The following is a 17562-nucleotide window of genomic DNA, read 5'->3' as shown; positions in this document are numbered from 1 at the left end:
CAGACAGCTGATTTACACAGCGCTTCTCAGGGTGAATCATGAGTAAAATCGGGTTTTACCTGCTGCTGCTGGTGCTTGCACCTGTTGCGGCGGTGATCATCACTACGCCGATGGACAGCCAGAAACAGTATATTTTTGGTCTGATCAGCATCGGCATGATGTTTTTATTGGGTTTCAGCAAGAGCCGCAAAATTACCGTGGTGATGGTGATCCTCTCGGCATTAATGTCCAGCCGTTATATCTGGTGGCGGACGACAGAGACGCTGCATTTTAATTCCGAAGTCGAGGCTATCTTAGGGATTGGCTTATATCTGGCGGAGCTTTACGTCTGGCTGATTTTAATTCTCGGCTTCCTGCAAACCACCTGGCCTTTAAAACGCACCATCGTTCCGATGCCGGACGATACCCGGTTGTGGCCGACGGTGGATATTTATATCCCCTCCTACAATGAAAGCCTGGAAGTGGTGCGCGACACCGTGCTGGCGGCGCAGTGTATTGACTACCCGCGCGACAAACTCAGGGTCTACCTGCTGGATGATGGCAAGCGCAGCGAATTTGCCCGCTTCGCGGCCGATGTGGGGGTGGGCTATATCACCCGCGACGACAACAGACACGCCAAGGCCGGTAACCTTAACCATGCCATGAAAATCACCAAAGGTGAGCTGATCTGCATTTTCGACTGCGATCACGTCGCGACCCGCACCTTCCTGCAGGCGACGGTTGGCCCCTTTCTGAACGACCCAAAACTGGCGCTGCTTCAGACACCGCACTACTTCTACTCACCCGATCCCTTCGAGCGTAACCTGCGCGCCGCGCGCAGCATGCCAAACGAAGGGTCACTGTTTTATGGCCCGGTGCAGCAGGGCAACGACAACTGGAACGCCACCTTCTTCTGCGGCTCCTGTGCGGTGATCCGCCGTTCCGCGCTGGAAGAGATTGGCGGCTTTGCCGTTGAAACCGTGACGGAAGATGCGCATACCGCCCTGAAAATGCAGCGGCTGGGCTGGGGTTCGGCCTTTCTGTCGATTCCGCTGGCGGCCGGTCTGGCCACAGAACGTCTGGGGCTGCACATCATTCAGCGTACCCGCTGGGCGCGCGGCATGACGCAGATTTTCCGCGTCGATAACCCGCTGTTTGGCCGGGGTCTGAAGTGGCAGCAGCGTCTCTGCTATCTCAACGCCATGCTGCATTTTCAGTTTGGTCTGCCGCGCGTCGCCTTCCTGACCGCGCCGCTGGCTTACCTGCTGTTTAACCTCAACATTATTCACTCCTCGGCGTCACTGATTTTCGCCTACGTGCTGCCGCATCTGGTGATGTCACTCTACGTCAACTCCCGCATGAATGGCCGTTTCCGCTACACCTTCTGGGGCGAGATTTATGAGACGGTGATGTGCTTCCACCTGGTGATCCCGACCATCCTGACCCTGCTGTCGCCTAAACATGGCAAATTTAACGTGACCGATAAAGGCGGCGTGCTGGATCAGGGCTTCTTCGACTTCCATATTGTGCGTCCGCACGTGATCGTGGCGCTGCTGCTGAGCATCGGCATTGTGGCTGGCGTGGTGCGGGCGGTGATGCATGACTACTTTGGCGTCGATCCCTACGTGATTGCCCTGAACGTCGGCTGGGCGATTTTCAGCCTGATCATTCTGATGGCCGCAATTGCCGTGGCGCGCGAAACCAAACAGGTGCGTAAAACCATCCGTATTGAGGTACAGATCCCGACGATTATTCACTACGCCAGCGGCATTTCATCGCGCACACTGACCAGTAACCTCTCCATGGGGGGCGCGCAACTCGACGCGCCCGACGGGCGTCACGAGTCTGATGAAATCGAAGAGATCGATCTGCTGCTGAAGTCAGGGGCGATTACGCTTCCGGTCACGAAGATTTCCGGCGATGCGGAGAGCATTCGTCTGCGCTTTGAAGCGATGCCACTGGCGCGCCGTCGCGAACTGGTGCGCGTGGTGCTGGCGCGTGCCGATGCGTGGATTCAGCCGGAGTATAAACAGGACAACCCATTGATCTCGCTAGGCACCATTATCCGTACCGTGTTTGAGCTGTTCTGGCTGACCTGGAAGGGCCGCCACGATAAACGTAAAAATGTCGACCCGGTTGCCGCGGCGGCGAAAGAGGATGGCGCGGCATGAAGATCCTGACGCAGACATTGCTGGCCAGTTCACTGACGGCGGCCTTGTGGCTGACGCCTGCCGGCGCGGAAACGCCAGCGGCGGTGGACAACAGCGGCGTGGCGCCGGTAAATAGTTCAGCCCCGACGCCGCCCGGGGCGGCTCCGATCACGCCATCAGCCGCGCCGGGAACCGATTCCGCGCAGGTTCCGGCCAGCGAAACGCCGCCAGCTGCGGCAGCCGGGGACAGCGCAGCCTCTGCCACGCCGGGAACCGATTCCGCACAGGCACCGGCCAGCGAGACGCCGTCAGCCGCGCCAGCTGCGGCAGCCGGGAACAGCGCAGCGTCTGCCACGCCGGGAACTGATTCCGCGCAGGCTCCGGCCAGCGAAACGCCATCAGCCGCGCCCTCTGTGGCACCAGCGACCGGCGCGGCCCAGCCATCCGCCAGCGATGCGCCCTCTGCCGCACCGGTGAACAGTGCGGCCCCGGCCAGCGGAGCGGTTCCCTCCGCGACACCACCATCCGCCTCACCCGGTGACACGTCAGGATCAGCGCCAGCCGCAGCGGTTCCTGCCGCTGAGGCGACAGCCGCTCAGCAGAATCCTGTCGCGACGGGCGACGCTGCGGCCCCGACGACGCACAGCGGAGCCGTCACGCAGGACAGCAGTGCGCTGTCAGCAGTGCCGTTGCCGCAGGGGCTGAGCAGTGCGGACCCGGCGCTGGAAGCGGCCGCCAGCGCGCTGCCCTATGCGCCAGGCCAGGCGACAGCACCGGCGGCAGACGCGCCGTTACCGGTCATGGCGGCGATCAATCAGCCGATCAGCAGCACCCTCTCCGTGGCGCAGATGGGCCAGACACGCGGCATCACGCTGACCGGCGGCCAGTTGCAGTCAGGCATTACCTTTACCCTGCCCAGCGATGAGGTGATTACCAATGCGCGGCTCAATCTGTCGCTGCGTGTCTCAGCCGCACTGGCAGCGCGGAATACGTCGCTGCAGCTGATGCTGAACGGTCAGCCGCTCGGCACACTGCCGCTGGGCGCGACCGACAGCGATGTCAGCGACTATGAGCTGGAGATCCCGGCGGCGATGGTGGTCTCTGAAAACAACCTGAGTTTTAAAATCAACGATGCGGACAAGTTGCTGTGTGAGAAAGAGAGCGCACAGCAGTATCAGGTCACCATCCTGCCGCAGACCTCCCTGCACCTTGAGGGGCAGCAGCTGAATATCGGCACCCGCCTGCGCAATTTCCCGCGACCGTTCCTCGATCCTCAGCGGATGACCGCCGCCACCGTGACCATCGGCTTCGCCAGCAACCTCTCTCCCGATGCGGTGAGTGCGGCGGCGCTGGTGGCATCCTGGCTCGGCATCCAGAGTGATTATCGCGGGATTCGTTTCCCGGTGGTGCGCGGTGAGCTGCCGGAGAACAACGGCATCCTGTTTGGTCATCCCGGTGAGCGCATCGGCACGCTGACCTTCCCGGCCAGCAACGGACCGATGCTGCAGCTGGTGGATAACCCCATCAATCCGGTCTACAAACTGCTGCTGGTCAGTGGCAACAACGCGGATCAGCTGCGTCAGGCGGCAAACCGGCTGACGCAGCCCCTGGCGACCGATGAGAGCCAGCTGCCGGTCTCTTCGCCGCTCCCTGACAGCCGTAAGCCTTACGATGCCCCGCGCTGGATTAACACGGACCGCCCGGTGCGCCTGAGCGAACTGCTGCGCAAAGATCAGAGCCTGACCAGCAGCGGCATCTGGCACGACGCCCTGCGCGTGAACTTCCGCGCCGCGCCTGACCTTTTCCTGTGGGATGGCGACACGGTGCCGGTCAATCTGCACTATCGCTTCCCGTCGGAAACCTGGATTGATGAGGAGAATTCGTTCCTTAACGTCATGCTTAACGGCACCTTCCTGCGCAACCTGACGGTGAACAAAGTTGGTCTGCTGGAGAATGCCTGGCACCGTTTAGGTGGGGATGCGCGGCAGGAGCAGTATCGGCTTAATCTCGAACCCTATCTGATCTACGGCGATAACCAGCTGGCGCTCTACTTCAATATTAAACCGCGTGCGGACGCGCCCTGCGGCGTGCTGCTGAATAACAACATCAAGAGCCGGATTGAAGAGGACTCGTGGATCGATCTGAGCCATACCCGCCACTTCAGTATGCTGCCGAACCTCTCTTACTTTGTCGGGGCATCCTTCCCGTTCTCGCGTCTGGCCGACTTCGGTCAGACCACGCTGCTGCTGCCGGAAACCCCCAGCAACGCCGAGCTGTCGACGCTGCTGGATCTGGCGGCGCGCGCCGGGAATGCTACCGGCGTGGCGCTGACGCAGAATCAGGTGATGTTTGGTCTGCCCGCAGGTGGCACCCATCTGGCACGTTTACAGCAGAGCGATCTGCTGGCGGTCAGCACCACCGGCAACAGCGCCTTTAATCAGGCGATGCTGGCGGCGTCACCGTACGACGCCAGCGGCAACACCTTTGGCGTGAAAGAGCCGGATACGCTGGAACAATTACGCGGCTGGCTGACCGGCGACTGGAGTCGGCAGCAGCTGGATGCCGATCGCTACTTCTCCTCCAACGAGGCGTGGCGCGGCTTCCTCAGTTATCGCTCGCCGTGGAACCCCGATCGACTGGTGGTGATGACGGTCGCAACCAGCGACGACCAGCTGCTGCGACTGCACAACGATTTAAGTTCGGCGCAGATCAACGCCGCCGTGCGCGGCGATACCGCGATCATTACCGATGAAAACGGCATTCGCAGTTTCCGCGTCGGCGCACAGTTCCCCAGCGGCGAGATGCCCTGGTACATGATGGTGGTGTGGTACGCCAACCAGCACTCGGTGCTGCTGGCACTGGCGGCGCTGCTGGTCTCTGCGCTGGTGGGCAGTGCGGCCTGGGCGATGCTGAAGCGCCATGCCTGGCGGCGTCTGCATCCAAAGCAGGACCGTGATTCCGGCAGGAAGTAAGGATAAAAAGAATGAAAACGACTCTGATAAGTGCCGGAATCCGCCATGCGCTGCTGCTGGGCAGCACGCTGATCTTCTCTTCGCCGCTGCTGGCGGCGGAAAGCAGTAACCCGGCGTTGCAGGCGCTGTTCGACCAGGCTTCTTACTGGCACCAGAAGGCGCATGACGATCTGGCGAAGGCTTCGCTGCAGAAGGTGCTGATGGTGGAACCCGGCAACACCCAGGCGCTCTACCTGCTGGCGCTCTATTCCCAGCAGGGCGGCGACACGGCGGCGGCGGCGCAGTATCGCGCCCGCCTGAGTCAGGTTGCCCCTGGCGATCCCCATCTGAGCGAGCTGGATAATGCGCGCCAGATGCAGACCATTCCGCAGGCGCAGCTTTCGCTGGCGCGTCAGCAGGCGCGCAGCGGCAATATACCGGCGGCGTTACAGACCTGGCGCAACACCTTCAGCGGCAATGAGCCGCCCGCCAGCGTGGCGGCGGAATATTATCTCACTATGGCCGGCGACCGTACGCTGCTGCCGCAGGCGGTTGAGGCGCTGCGGCAGTTTGCGGCGCAGCATCCGCAGGACACGGGTGCGCAGCTGGCGCTGGGGAAAGCGCTGACTTATCAGGAGTCGACCCGCCGTGAAGGCATTGAAGTGCTGAGCGCGCTGGCGAGCGGCAATCAGGATGCTGACCGTTCACTGCGTCAGGCGCTGCTGTGGCTCGGCCCGCAGCCCGCCGATGCGGCGCGTTATCAGACCTGGCAGCAGCGTCATCCGCAGGACACTGCGGTCATGGACTACTACCGTAAGAACGTGGGTGGCGCAGAAAAAGGGGCGGGCTTCAGCGCGCTGAACAGCGGGGATGTCGGCGGGGCGCAGGCCAGCTTTGAAAAAGTGCTGGGTGCGAATCCTCAGGATGCGGATGCGCTGGCGGGCATGGGCTACGTGGCCCAGCGTGACGGACGTTATCAGGAAGCGGCCGATTATCTGCAGCGGGCGGCGCAGCTTGGCGGCGATCAGAGTGCGTCGCGTCAGCAGCAGGCCGACGATGCCCGCTTCTATGCGCAGCTGGCCAGCGCGCAGCAGGCGCTGAAAAACGGCGACAGCGCACAGGCGCTGACATTAAGCGAACCACTGATGCAGGCGCAGGGCGAAAAAGGGCTGGCCGCCAGGCTGTTCCGCGCCGACGTGCTGCGCCGCACGAATCAGCCCGTCCAGGCAGAGCAGATCTACCGCGAAATCCTGCAAAGCGATGCGGATAACCGCAGCGCCAAAGAGGGGCTGTTTTACGTGCTGCGCCAGCAGAATCGTACGGCTGAAGCTGGCAGCCTGCTAAGCTCCCTGCCGGAGAGCGTACGCCAGAGCGTCGCACCGCGGGCGAATGAAGCCGATGCGCTGCGCCAGCAGGCGAAGCGTCAGCTGGCCGCCGGTAACAGCGCCGCGGCGATGGCGACGCTGCAACAGGCTATTCAGCGCTATCCCACGGAGGGGTGGCTGCGGCTCGATCTGGCCCGGCTCTACCGCCAGCAGGGGGATACGCTGCTGGCCGCTAACGTGATGCAGCCGGTCATGCGCAGCGGTGCCAGCAGCAGCGAGCTGTATGCTGGCGCACTCAACGCCAGCGAAAGCGGCGGCTGGCAGCAGGCCAGCACCTTACTGTCACGCATTCCCGCCAGCGCACAGACCGCAGCGATGCGTGAACTGGCGCAGCGGGTCAATTTCAACCTGCAGATGAGCACCGCCGATCGCTATCTGGCGCAGGGAGCCACGGCCGCCGCTGCCAATACCCTGAAAGCGCTCACGGTCAATCCACCCGCGAATCCGGTTGATGCCGGTAACCTGGCGCAGAAGCTGGCGCAGGCGGGCGATCTCACCAGCGCCGTCTCGCTGGTGCGGGCTAACCTGCAGCGCGGCGTGCAGGGGAATGCGGGCGACTATGCGGCGCAGATGGCGGTGCTGAATCAGGCGGGCCTCGGCAGTGAGGCACAGCGCTTCCTCAGCAACCCTGAGCTGCAGGCGCGCAGTACCCCGACCCAGCTGGCCGGCATTCGCAACGGCTATCTGATTAATGAAGTGGATCGCCTGCGGCAGCAGCGGCAGTATGCGGTGGCCTATGACAAGCTGATTGGTGCCCTGCAGCAGGATCCACAGAACCGCGATCTGATGTTCGCGATGGCCCGTCTTTACCAGGACGGTAAGATGAACCGGGATGCCGGTGTGGTGTATGACTACCTGATGACCCAGGATACCCCGACTCAGGATGCCCGCGTCGGGGCCATCAACGTGGCGCTGGCGCAGAACGATGTGCAGCGCGCCAGTGCGCTGAGTCGCGGCCTTAACCGCACCGCGCCGTCGGCCGATCGCCTGCTGCTGCTGGCGCGCGTCGCGGAAGCCAACGGCGACCATACGCAGGCGATGGGCTATCTGCGTTCCGCGCGTGGTCAGCTGATCGGCCTGCAGGGCGCGCAGCCCGGCAGCGTGCCGACGATAGGCGGGCTGGCCCTGGCGGATAACCCCTTTATCAATCGCCACACTTCGCCGGTAGGACGCACCGCGTCCAGCTACGGCACCGTGCTGCCGTGGCAGGCAGCGCCTGCCGGGGTGACGGCACAGGGCGAACCGGCTGCGGGCAGCGAAACCGCGTCCCGACAGGCGCAGACGCTGCACGAGATCGACACCATGATGGATTCGCTGCAGGAGAAAACCGGCACCTGGAGTCAGGGTATGGTGCAGGTGCGCGGGCGTGATGGCGAGTCAGGCCTGAGCAAACTCACCGAAGCCAAAGCGCCGCTGACGTTCTCTACCGTGCCGTTTGAAAAGGCGCGCTTTGACTTTACCGCCACGCCGGTCTCGCTCACGGCGGGCAGCGGCGCGGCCGATGCGTGGCGTCGTTTCGGCACCAATGCGCTGAGCCAGGGCAATGTGGTCGCCGCAGGCGGTGCCACGGTCAATGATCTGCCGAACGCCACCACCGATTCGCAAATGGCGTCGGGCGTGGAGCTGAATCTGGCGCTGAAGGGCGACCGTTACAAGGTCGATCTCGGCAGTACGCCGCTGGGGCAGGATCTCAGTACCCTGGTGGGCGGCGTCCAGTGGTCACCAAAGCTGACCGACTTCCTGACGCTGATCCTGACCGGCGAGCGCCGCGCCATTACCGACAGCCTGCTCTCATACGTGGGCGCAGAGGATAAGGCCAGCGGCAAACGCTGGGGCCGCGTCACGAAGAACGGGGCTAACGCCCTGCTAAGCTATGACAATGGCGATGCGGGCTTCTATGCCGGGGCAGGCGCTTACAGCTATCTGGGTGAAAATGTTGCCAGCAACAACAGTCTGCAGGCGACGGCAGGCGCTTACGTTCGTCCGTTCCACAGCGACGACCGCGAGCTGAAAGTGGGGATGAGCCTGTCGTGGATGGACTTTTCGAAAAACCTCAGCTATTTCAGCTACGGGCAGGGCGGCTACTTCAGCCCGCAGAACTATGCGGCGGTCTCTTTCCCGGTGGAGTTCTCTCGCCGGTTTAACGATCTGAAAGTGAACATCGGCGGTTCCGCCGGTTATCAGAGCTACAGCCAGGACAAGAGTGCGTACTTCCCGGCCGATGCCCGGCTGCAGTCGCAGCTGGAGGCGCTTGCCGCCGGTGGCAGCGTGAAAGAGGCGTACTACTCGGGTGGCAGTAAAAATGGCGTCGGCTACAACCTGCACGCGGGGGCTGACTATAAACTCAATAAAGATGTGACGATTGGCGGCCAGCTGGGCTATGACACCTTTGGTGACTACAACGAAAGCAGCGCGCAGCTCTATGTCCGCTATCTGTTCGGAGAGAAGTAATGAGTGAGCATTCGGGCGGTTCGCATCCCTGGCAGCCGGGCTGGTTTGACCTGGTCAGCGTGCTGATTGAGGGGATGATCGCCAACGCCGGTCAGCAGGAGGCGGAAGCCTTCCTCTACCGCATGGGGGAGTCGCTGGCGACCCGCTATCCGTTGCCAGCGGCACGCACCGTGCAGGATCTGGAGCGCGAGTGTAATCTGCAGCTGGCGCGCTTTAACTGGGGGTTTGTGCAGCTTCAGCCGGAAGAGGCGGCGCTGCGGATTACCTGTCACGCTATACCGGCAGGCGACAACATCCTTTCACCGGCTGAGTGGCAGTCGGCGTTTGGTGCGGTGCTGGCCGGTCTTTTTTCGGGCTGGCTGCAGGGGCAGGGCGGCAGCAACCGGGTGCCGGTGACGGCTGAACGCAGTGAAGGCAGTACGCTGTACTATCGATATCAATAGGATCAATTATGAAACGTAAGCCATTCTGGCTGGGCTGGATCTGCTCAGTGTTACTGCTGGCCTGCAGCGCGCAGGCCAGTGCCAGCGGCTGGGACACTTTTAAAAGCCGTTTTGTTACCCCTGAAGGGCGGATCATCGACACCGCCAATAACAATGTCAGTCACACCGAAGGTCAGGGGTATGGCATGCTGCTGGCGGTCGCTAACGATGACCGCGCCACCTTTGATCGGCTGTGGCAGTGGACGCGCACCCAGCTGCGTAATCCGCAGACCGAGCTGTTCTACTGGCGCTATGTGCCGGGCAGTGACAATCCGGTTGCCGACAAAAACAACGCCTCGGATGGTGATGTGTTGCTCGCCTGGGCGCTGCAGCGTGCCGCGCAGAAGTGGCAGGCTGAGAGCTATCAGCAGGCCTCTGACCGTATCCAGCGTGCCATCATCCGGCTGGATGTGGCGAATTTTGGCGGGCACACCGTGCTGTTGCCGGGGGCGCAGGGCTTTAACAAAGGCAGCTTTGTAGTGCTGAACCCCTCCTACTTCCTGTTTCAGGCCTGGCATGAGTTTGGCGAGCGCAGCCATCTCCAGGTCTGGGATAAGCTGATCAATGACGGTTTCGATCTGCTGGGTAAGCTGAGCTTTGGGAAAACCGGCCTGCCGCTGGACTGGGTGGCGCTGAATGCTGACGGTACGGTTGCCCCGGCCGTCGGCTATTCCAGCCGCTTCAGCTACGACGCCATTCGCGTGCCGCTGAACATCTGGTGGTATGACCCGCACAGTCTGGCGCTGGTGCCGTTTCAGCGCGTCTGGCAGGGTTACAGCCGGATGCTGACGCCAGCCTGGTTTGACGTGCTGGCGAATACCCCGGCCCCTTACCATCTTGAGGGCGGTCTGCTGGCAGTTCGTGACCTGACGCTGAATGAGACGGGCTATCTGAGCGATACGCTGGCGGCGGATCAGAACTACTTTTCGTCCAGCCTGCAGTTACTGACCTGGCAGGCTTTTCAGGAGAAGCGCTGATTGCTCAGCGCCCTGTTGCGGATAGCAGCGGGTTCATTCCGGTTCAGGCGCGTCGCCGCGCCTGAACCCCTCCATCGCTGCGCTACTGCGGGTAGGCGACCCAGTCGCCGCCGTTAAGCCGGATCCAGGGTTTGCCCTGATACATCATCACCACCGCACCATCATTCTCCGATACGACAGGCGTCTGAGGCAGCTTGTCCGTCAGCACCGACATGTTCACATTCGGCGCATTAAACACCTGACCATCGACCACGCGCGAGACAAGCTCTGAGACAGCCAGCAGGCTGGTTGGTGCATCGATATTCAGGGGCTGTCCCTGATGCGGTGCCTTCATGCCGACAAACTTAATTCCCACCGGCACGTGCGTGATATCGGGGCTGGGGATATCGCGCAGGCCGGACATCTGCATTTTATCGCCCTGCAGCGCGGCACCATGCTCCGGCACCACCAGAACCATCACCCGGCGGCCCGATTTCTCCAGCTGCGTCAGGAAGGCGTCGATCTGGTCAAACAGCAGCTGAGCGCGTGGCTTCCACGGGGCCGTTTTCGTGCTGCCCAGGTCGCGCGTGCCGTCGTGCAGCGGGATCAGATTGTAGAAGGTGGCGCTGCGGGCATCGCTGCTCTTGCTGCGATCATCCAGCCAGCGCTGCATCACCTGGGCATCGTTAAGCACCGGCGAGCCGTCGAACGAGGTCAGTTCCGGCGCAATGCCCGCCTGGGACATCAACGGAGCCTGAATATCGCCTGACTCGCGTAACTCCTTGAGATAGTTACCGAACACACCGATATGATCCATCATCAGCTGCTCTTTAAAGCCCAGTTTCGCCAGATTATCGAACAGATAGCAGCGTGAATCGGTGGGCTTATAAAGGTCACTGTGCGAGGTCTGACCGCAGCTGGCACGCAGCAGGCGAATCCCCGCCGGGCCGCTGTAGCTGGTGGCCGAGTTGAAGTTGGTCAGCATGATGTCGAAGTGCTGCCACAGCGGGTGATTACGCAGCTGGGACGCATCCATATCAGACCAGGCGAGCGAACAGATATTGATCACCAGAATGTCGAACGGCTGCGAATCGGCTGGCAGGCTGTCAGGGAAGTGGGTGACGCGCTTGCGTTCACTCTCATAAAAGCGGCTGAGCCAGGCGGTCAGGCTGGCGCTGGTGGGGGCAGCCGACTGGTCGAGCCCCTCCGGTGCCGCTGCGGGCTGGCTGGCGGCGGCGGGCGTCTGATTCAGAACCACCTGCGGCGTGGCGGCGCGCGTGGGCAGCAGCGACATCGCCGGGCCGGCGATAGTCAGCACGTTGAGCCAGATCATCATCAGCGACACCAGCACGGTGATGCGGATCCAGGGCGAAATAAACAGGTAGATCACCAGCAGCACAAACAGCGCACCTAACATCTGCCAGTTAATAAAACGGTCAGCCAGATCGAGCAGGTAAGCGGCGGAGAAGCCCGCCAGCTGGTCGCCCTGGCTGAGCAGGCTGCTGAGCCCGGGCAGCCAGGTGTCATGCCAGAACAGCCCGATCCCGATGGGGAGGGAGATCCAGTGACGGAGGCGATGCAGGCGCAGCGACGGCAGCGGGAAGAGGAGCCAGGCGAGAAACACCAGATTGCTCAGGGCGTGAAAATTAAGATAGCCGTACCACAGCAGGGCAAACTTCACTAAGAAATAGAAATTCCAGCCGCCCAGGCCGCGCCAGCAGGACCACAAACGGGAAGCGTGGGCTGCAGCGGGTTGATCATTTTTCATTAATGTTGGCATCCGTTTTTGAAGATTGACGCTGCCAGTGCCCCTCAGACTTCAGCGCACGTGCAGGTAACAGGCGATTCAGCAGACCGTTCCAGCGGCGCGGCAGCCACTGCTGCCACACGGGTCTGGCGATCAGCAGAATGAACAGCAGCAGCAGCGCAATCTGCACCCAATCCATCAGGTTCATCAGGACTCTCTCTCCGGCAGTAATGTAATGGGCTGCGGAACCGGGCGCTCCGGCGCGGCCACTGGCGGGATCTCCGCGGTGCGCACCGAATCGGAAACCGGCGTCAGCACCTGCAGCGCCATCGGCGTCATTTTTTTAATGTTGCCGATCTCGGCGAGGATCTGGTTGTCCTCAAACCAGATAATCCGGTTGGCAAACAGCTCATCGTGCGGCAGTGAAAAGATAAATTTCAGCGCTTTATCCAGGTCGTTGTAGCGGCAGGAGGAGAGGAACAGAATCACCCGATCCTCCAGCACCGTGACCAGATCGCCAAAGCGGCGCGGTTTACAGAGTGTCAGAACCTGCTGAGGGGTGAGCTGCGGCACCGGGCGCAGGGCGACCAGCAGACCTTTGTCATTTTCCGGCAGCAGGGTGTTGCTGATTAACTGGCTGACCGCCTCACAGAACGCATCCAGGCGCAGATAACCTTTTTCATGCAGCGGCTGCAGGGAGGCGATCAGCGCATCCAGGCTGGCGGGCACGCGACGACTGAACCGCTGCCCCTGAATCCCTTCAAGCATGGTGAGAAAGCGCGACATCGCCGCCGTGGTGGGCACAATGGTGTTCACGCCGCAGGCCTGCAGCAGGCGCTCATCGCTGTAACGCAGGCTGACGCCCATCTCACGCACCACAATTTTCAGCCCGTTGCCGCGCGCGCGGCGCAGGCTGTGCACCATTTTTGCCAGTTCACCGATCTGTTCACTGTGATTCAGGCTGAAGATCACGGTGGCCGCATGGGCCTGCTGCGCCTGCAACCAGACCTGCTGATTATCGTCAAACAGCTGCCACTGGCGGGAAAGCGGCGGCGCGCCTTCAAGCACGCTTTTATCGGCCAGATAGTGTTGCTCGTCATTCAGGCTCAGCGGTTCCTGCGTTTCTTTTAACGCAAAGAAATGCGCATCTTCATAGCCCAGACGAAGCGTGCGATCGGCAAACAGTCTTTCGCCGGTATACCACCAGCTTATTTGATACAGCCAGCTATCCTGCTCAACGGTTAAATAAACCAGTCCGTCTATCTGACGATAATAACGCTGAAGCGAGCTGGTCTGATTAAAAAGAGTAATACCGGTGGTGACGATGAGAAGTGTAATATTTCGTTTGCGCAACATTCTGCGCATGCGTGTTATCCAGTCACGCAACTCCGCTTCGTTTAATTTATCCCATTGCGCCGTACTGCTGCTGAAGATCACCAGCCCACTTTTATGACTGAGCGTGCGGGATAAATCCCTTTCCAGCTGCAGCAGACTTTTTTTATTTGCCGGCAGAGAAAAGAGCGGGATACGGTCGGGGCCGCCCGTCAGGTCGGGCGTCAGCAGCTCGCGGGGCGGCAGCCCGGCGCTGATGAGCGTGGCGGCATGCTGCTGGGAAATAACCTGTCGAATAAAGGCACGCATATCCTGCTGACGTGCGCAGGTGACCCAATAAAAACCGGGATTTTGCAACGTTATGACTTCAGGCTGAACCTGTCGCAGCCCCAGTGAAAAAGAATTTTTCATAATGAATTCGATATTGTTCCAGCCCAGGCTAGTTTATTATAGTCAGCACAGGTTGTAACCTGACGAATTAAAAATTACTGCGACAGGCCAATTACGCTTTTCTGATAGCGTCCTTATTCTGGAAACCCCTTTTCAGAAAAAAGGCGAAGAGGCCACTGTCCTCAATCCGACACTGTTTATTCGTGGCGAAAAATAATGACAAACCCGAATGTTTATACGCCGGTCGCCGTTGAGGGTGGACCTCAGGATGATATCAGCGCACTGCGTGACGCCTTTTCTCTGCACGCGTTCCGTTATATCGATATTGCCCGCGAAGAACGGCTGGCAGAGATCGTATCGCGCTGGCCATTATTAACCGAAACCGTTGCCGCACAGCCGGAGCCGCATCGCTGATGGCGCTGATGGCACTTCAGGGCATCCGGGGCGGTGTCGGCACCTCCTCTCTCTGCGCGGGCCTCGGCTGGGCGCTGTCGGCACTGGGTGAACAGGTTCTGCTGATTGACGGCTCGCCGGTCAGCCAGCTCGGCATGCATTTTAATCTGCCGGTGCAGGCGGAGCAGGGCTGGATGCAGGCGCTGTGTCACGGCGGCGACTGGCTGCAGAGCGCCCAACGCTATCCGCAGGGGCCGGATCTGCTCCCCTATGGTCAGCTCTCCGCTTCCGCCTCCGCTGCGGTTCAGGACAGCACGATTGCTGCCCCGCTGCTGGCGGCGTTACCGGCGCTGCGGGGGCGCTACGGCTGGATAATTTTTGATCTGCCCGCCGAAAGCGCGCCGTGGCATACAGCGCTCTATGCGCAGCTGGATGGCCTGCTCGGCGTCATTACGCCCGATGCGAACTGCCATTTGCGCCTGAGTCAGCAACGCTTTCCTGCGGCGACCCGTTTTCTGATCAACCAGTTCAACGCCAACAGCCGCCTGCAGCAGGATCTGCATCAGCTCTGGATGGCGTCGCTGAATCCGCTGATCCCGCTGCTGATCCACCGTGATGAAGCGCTGTCAGAAGCGCTGATGATGAAGCAGCCGGTCGGAGAATACCGGCCCCACGCGCTGGTCAGCGAAGAGCTCACCACCCTGGCGAACTGGCTGCTGCTTCATCTGAAAGGCGATCGCGTATGAACCCGCTGCGCTGGCTGCTGACCCGACCCGCCTGGCTGGCGTTGCAGCGTCGCTACAGCACCGCCCGGAACAACGGAGCATCCCGCTTCGCCAGCGCGCTGCATCTCTTCTGGTGCGGGCTGGCGGTGACGCTGTTGCGGCTGGAGGCACCGGGCTGGCAGCAGATTATTCAGCAGCGCCGCCGCCTCTATCCGCATATTTCGCCCGAACGCCCGCAGCCGCTTGATCCTGTGCGCTATCTGATCCAGACGCTCTGGCTGGTGTTTATCCTGCCGGGTGATGGCCGCCGCCGCGTGAACGGCTTCGCCACGCTGGCTGGCTGGCGGCAGCGGGTCTATCGCTGGCTCGACAGGCGTGGCAGGCAGGCAGAGGCGCAGGGGCTGGGCGCGCGGGCGGAAAAACGGCTGAAGAGACTGCCGCCCCTGCTGCGTTACGCTCTCCTGGCCGGAATGGGCGTGATCGCGTCGGTACTGGCGCTGCTCTGTATCAGCCAGCCCTTTGACCTGCTGACGCAGTTTATCTTTGTGCTGCTGCTCTGGAGTCTGGCGATGGTGGTGCGGCGCGTGCCGGGTCGCTTACCGACCATGATGCTGATCGTCCTGTCGCTGACCGTATCCTGCCGCTATCTCTGGTGGCGTTACACCTCGACACTCAACTGGGATGACCCGCTCAGCCTGGTGCTGGGTCTGCTGCTGATCGCCGCCGAAACCTATGCCTGGGTGGTGCTGGTGCTGGGCTATTTCCAGACGCTATGGCCGCTCAACCGTCAGCCGGTTTCGATGCCTGCCGATCGTGCGCTGTGGCCGTCGGTGGATCTGCTGGTTCCGACCTATAACGAACCGCTCAGCGTGGTCAGGCCGACGCTTTACGCCGCGCTGGGTATCGACTGGCCGAAAGATCGGCTTAACATCTATCTGCTGGATGATGGCAACCGGCCCGAATTTCGCGCGTTCGCCGCCAGCATTGGCGTTAACTATGTGGTGCGTCCCTCGAATGAACACGCCAAAGCGGGCAACATCAACCATGCGCTGAAAAAGCACTGCCGCAGCGACTTCGTGTCGATCTTTGACTGCGACCATGTGCCGACGCGCGCCTTTTTGCAGATGACCATGGGCTGGTTTATCAAAGATCCCCGGCTGGCCATGCTGCAGACGCCGCACCACTTCTTTTCGCCCGATCCGTTTGAGCGCAATCTGGGCCGTTTTCGCCGCACGCCGAATGAGGGATCACTCTTTTACGGCCTGGTTCAGGATGGCAACGATACCTGGGATGCGACCTTCTTCTGCGGCTCCTGCGCCATTCTGCGCCGCACCGCGCTGGAGGAGATTGGCGGCATCGCGGTCGAAACCGTAACGGAAGATGCGCATACCTCGCTGCGCCTGCACCGGCTGGGTTACACCTCGGCCTATATTCGTATTCCTCAGGCCGCCGGACTGGCGACCGAGAGCCTGTCGGCGCATATCGGACAGCGAATCCGCTGGGCACGCGGCATGGTGCAGATCTTCCGTCTGGATAACCCCCTGTTCGGTAAAGGGCTTAAGTGGGTGCAGCGACTCTGTTATGCCAACGCCATGCTGCACTTTCTCTCCGGCATTCCGCGGCTGATCTTCCTGCTGGCTCCGCTGGCGTTTCTGCTCTGCCACGCCTACATCATCTACGCGCCCGCGCTGGCGATCGCGGTCTATGTGCTGCCCCACATGCTGCACACTAGCCTGACCAACTCGCGTATTCAGGGGCGCTGGCGGCACTCGTTCTGGAGTGAAGTCTACGAAACGGTGCTGGCGTGGTATATCGCACTGCCCACCACCGTTGCGCTGATCAATCCCCACAAAGGCAAGTTTAACGTCACCGCCAAAGGCGGGCTGGTGGAGAAGCGGCATCTGGACTGGGTCATCACCCGGCCTTATATGCTGCTGGTGTTGCTTAACCTGGCGGGGGTAGGGATGGCGTTCTGGCGCATGCAGCACGGCCCGGCCAACGAGGTGTTAACGGTGTGGGTCAGCCTGGTGTGGGTCATCTACAACATGGTGATTCTGGGGGGCGCGGTGGCGGTCTCGGTTGAAGCCCGGCAGATCCGCGAGGCCCATCGCGTGGAGATTGCGATGCCTGCCGCCATTGCGCGCGAAAACGGCCACATGCTGCCCTGTACGCTGCGGGACTACTCCGATGGCGGGGTGGGTCTGGAGCTGCGCGAGCCGGATGCGTTGCGGGAGGATGAAAAGGTCTGGCTGCTGCTGCGTCGCGGTCAGCAGGAGTTCAGCTTCCCCTGTACGGTGCAGCGCGTCTTTGGCCGTCGGGCGGGCGTTCGCCTTGAGTCCCTGACCACCCGGCAGCACATCGATTTTATCCAGTGTACCTTCGCCCGTGCCGATACCTGGGCGTTGTGGCAGGACGGTTTCCCGGAAGATAAACCGGTGCAGAGCCTCACCGATATCATGATCCTCGGCTTCAAAGGTTATCTGCGCCTGGCGGAATATGGTCCGCCGCAGTTACGTCGGTTGTTTAACCTGCTTACCGCTGGGGTAAGCTGGCTGGCTTCGCTGTTGCCGCAAGGCATCGGACGCGTGCCCGCCTCAAAAAATCTGCATTGAGTTGATGAT

11 protein-coding genes are annotated in these 17562 nt (G+C 61.4%); 8 read left to right on the top strand and 3 right to left on the bottom strand.

Annotated features, from left to right (window positions below; genetic code table 11):
• The first annotated feature begins 38 nt into the window (after positions 1 to 38).
• Genes bcsA (OJ965_RS20345) through OJ965_RS20325 form a run of 5 tightly spaced genes read left to right on the top strand, consistent with a single transcriptional unit; the run spans position 39 to position 10375 of the window.
• Positions 39 to 2150, top strand: a complete 2112-nt coding sequence (gene bcsA / locus OJ965_RS20345) for a UDP-forming cellulose synthase catalytic subunit (RefSeq protein ID WP_009088376.1) — start codon at positions 39 to 41, stop codon at positions 2148 to 2150.
• Complete coding sequence (gene bcsB / locus OJ965_RS20340) at positions 2147 to 5101, top strand: cellulose biosynthesis cyclic di-GMP-binding regulatory protein BcsB (RefSeq protein WP_265137659.1); 2955 nt, start codon at positions 2147 to 2149, stop codon at positions 5099 to 5101. Before bcsA (OJ965_RS20345) ends, bcsB begins: the two co-directional genes overlap by 4 nt.
• A gap of 11 nt (positions 5102 to 5112) precedes the next feature.
• Complete coding sequence (locus OJ965_RS20335; RefSeq protein ID WP_265137658.1) at positions 5113 to 8916, top strand: cellulose biosynthesis protein BcsC; 3804 nt, start codon at positions 5113 to 5115, stop codon at positions 8914 to 8916.
• On the top strand, positions 8916 to 9359 hold the full coding sequence (gene bcsD / locus OJ965_RS20330; protein ID WP_009088381.1) for a cellulose biosynthesis protein BcsD: 444 nt from the start codon (positions 8916 to 8918) through the stop codon (positions 9357 to 9359). The genes OJ965_RS20335 and bcsD overlap by 1 nt, the downstream gene beginning before the upstream one ends.
• Positions 9360 to 9367: 8 nt before the next feature.
• Entirely contained in the window at positions 9368 to 10375 is a 1008-nt protein-coding gene (locus OJ965_RS20325) for a family 8 glycosyl hydrolase (RefSeq protein WP_265137656.1), read from the top strand.
• Between the two features lie 82 nt (positions 10376 to 10457).
• Here OJ965_RS20325 and bcsG read toward each other — a convergent pair whose 3' ends face one another.
• Genes bcsG through bcsE form a run of 3 tightly spaced genes read right to left on the bottom strand, consistent with a single transcriptional unit; the run spans position 10458 to position 13844 of the window.
• Complete coding sequence (bcsG, locus tag OJ965_RS20320; protein ID WP_265137655.1) at positions 10458 to 12122, bottom strand: cellulose biosynthesis protein BcsG; 1665 nt, start codon at positions 12120 to 12122, stop codon at positions 10458 to 10460.
• Positions 12112 to 12309: a cellulose biosynthesis protein BcsF gene (locus OJ965_RS20315; RefSeq protein WP_009088386.1), complete on the bottom strand. Its 198-nt coding sequence runs from the start codon at positions 12307 to 12309 to the stop codon at positions 12112 to 12114. The genes bcsG and OJ965_RS20315 overlap by 11 nt, the downstream gene beginning before the upstream one ends.
• Positions 12309 to 13844 (bottom strand): cellulose biosynthesis protein BcsE, encoded by a 1536-nt coding sequence (gene bcsE / locus OJ965_RS20310; RefSeq protein WP_265137654.1) that lies wholly within the window; start codon positions 13842 to 13844, stop codon positions 12309 to 12311. Before bcsE ends, OJ965_RS20315 begins: the two co-directional genes overlap by 1 nt.
• 195 nt (positions 13845 to 14039) lie before the next feature.
• Between bcsE and bcsR the strand changes: the two genes are divergently transcribed.
• The 3 genes from bcsR to bcsA (OJ965_RS20295) are packed head-to-tail and all read left to right on the top strand — an operon-like array spanning position 14040 to position 17553.
• The gene (gene bcsR / locus OJ965_RS20305; RefSeq protein WP_009088390.1) at positions 14040 to 14237 is read left to right on the top strand and encodes a cellulose biosynthesis protein BcsR; all 198 of its coding nucleotides are present in this window, start codon (positions 14040 to 14042) and stop codon (positions 14235 to 14237) included.
• Positions 14237 to 14962, top strand: coding sequence for a cellulose biosynthesis protein BcsQ (bcsQ, locus tag OJ965_RS20300; protein ID WP_265137652.1), 726 nt, complete (start codon positions 14237 to 14239; stop codon positions 14960 to 14962). The genes bcsR and bcsQ overlap by 1 nt, the downstream gene beginning before the upstream one ends.
• Positions 14959 to 17553, top strand: a complete 2595-nt coding sequence (bcsA, locus tag OJ965_RS20295) for a UDP-forming cellulose synthase catalytic subunit (protein ID WP_009088393.1) — start codon at positions 14959 to 14961, stop codon at positions 17551 to 17553. The genes bcsQ and bcsA (OJ965_RS20295) overlap by 4 nt, the downstream gene beginning before the upstream one ends.
• The last annotated feature ends 9 nt before the right edge of the window (positions 17554 to 17562 follow it).

The organism is Pantoea anthophila (assembly GCF_026104315.1).
Lineage (GTDB): Bacteria > Pseudomonadota > Gammaproteobacteria > Enterobacterales > Enterobacteriaceae > Pantoea > Pantoea anthophila.
Note: the sequence above shows the minus strand (reverse complement) of the source record. Positions and strands in the feature narration are given on the sequence as shown.

Bases quoted from the DNA above. Each gene is read 5' to 3' on its own strand.
- bcsB (WP_265137659.1), top strand. From the start codon at position 2,147: ATGAAGATCCTGACGCAGACATTGCTGGCCAGTTCACTGACGGCGGCC.
- bcsA (WP_009088393.1), top strand. From the start codon at position 14,959: ATGAACCCGCTGCGCTGGCTGCTGACCCGACCCGCCTGGCTGGCGTTG.
- OJ965_RS20325 (WP_265137656.1), top strand. From the start codon at position 9,368: ATGAAACGTAAGCCATTCTGGCTGGGCTGGATCTGCTCAGTGTTACTG.
- OJ965_RS20315 (WP_009088386.1), bottom strand. From the start codon at position 12,309: ATGAACCTGATGGATTGGGTGCAGATTGCGCTGCTGCTGCTGTTCATT.
- bcsR (WP_009088390.1), top strand. From the start codon at position 14,040: ATGACAAACCCGAATGTTTATACGCCGGTCGCCGTTGAGGGTGGACCT.
- bcsE (WP_265137654.1), bottom strand. From the start codon at position 13,844: ATGAAAAATTCTTTTTCACTGGGGCTGCGACAGGTTCAGCCTGAAGTC.
- OJ965_RS20335 (WP_265137658.1), top strand. From the start codon at position 5,113: ATGAAAACGACTCTGATAAGTGCCGGAATCCGCCATGCGCTGCTGCTG.
- bcsQ (WP_265137652.1), top strand. From the start codon at position 14,237: ATGGCGCTGATGGCACTTCAGGGCATCCGGGGCGGTGTCGGCACCTCC.
- bcsD (WP_009088381.1), top strand. From the start codon at position 8,916: ATGAGTGAGCATTCGGGCGGTTCGCATCCCTGGCAGCCGGGCTGGTTT.
- bcsA (WP_009088376.1), top strand. From the start codon at position 39: ATGAGTAAAATCGGGTTTTACCTGCTGCTGCTGGTGCTTGCACCTGTT.
- bcsG (WP_265137655.1), bottom strand. From the start codon at position 12,122: ATGAAAAATGATCAACCCGCTGCAGCCCACGCTTCCCGTTTGTGGTCC.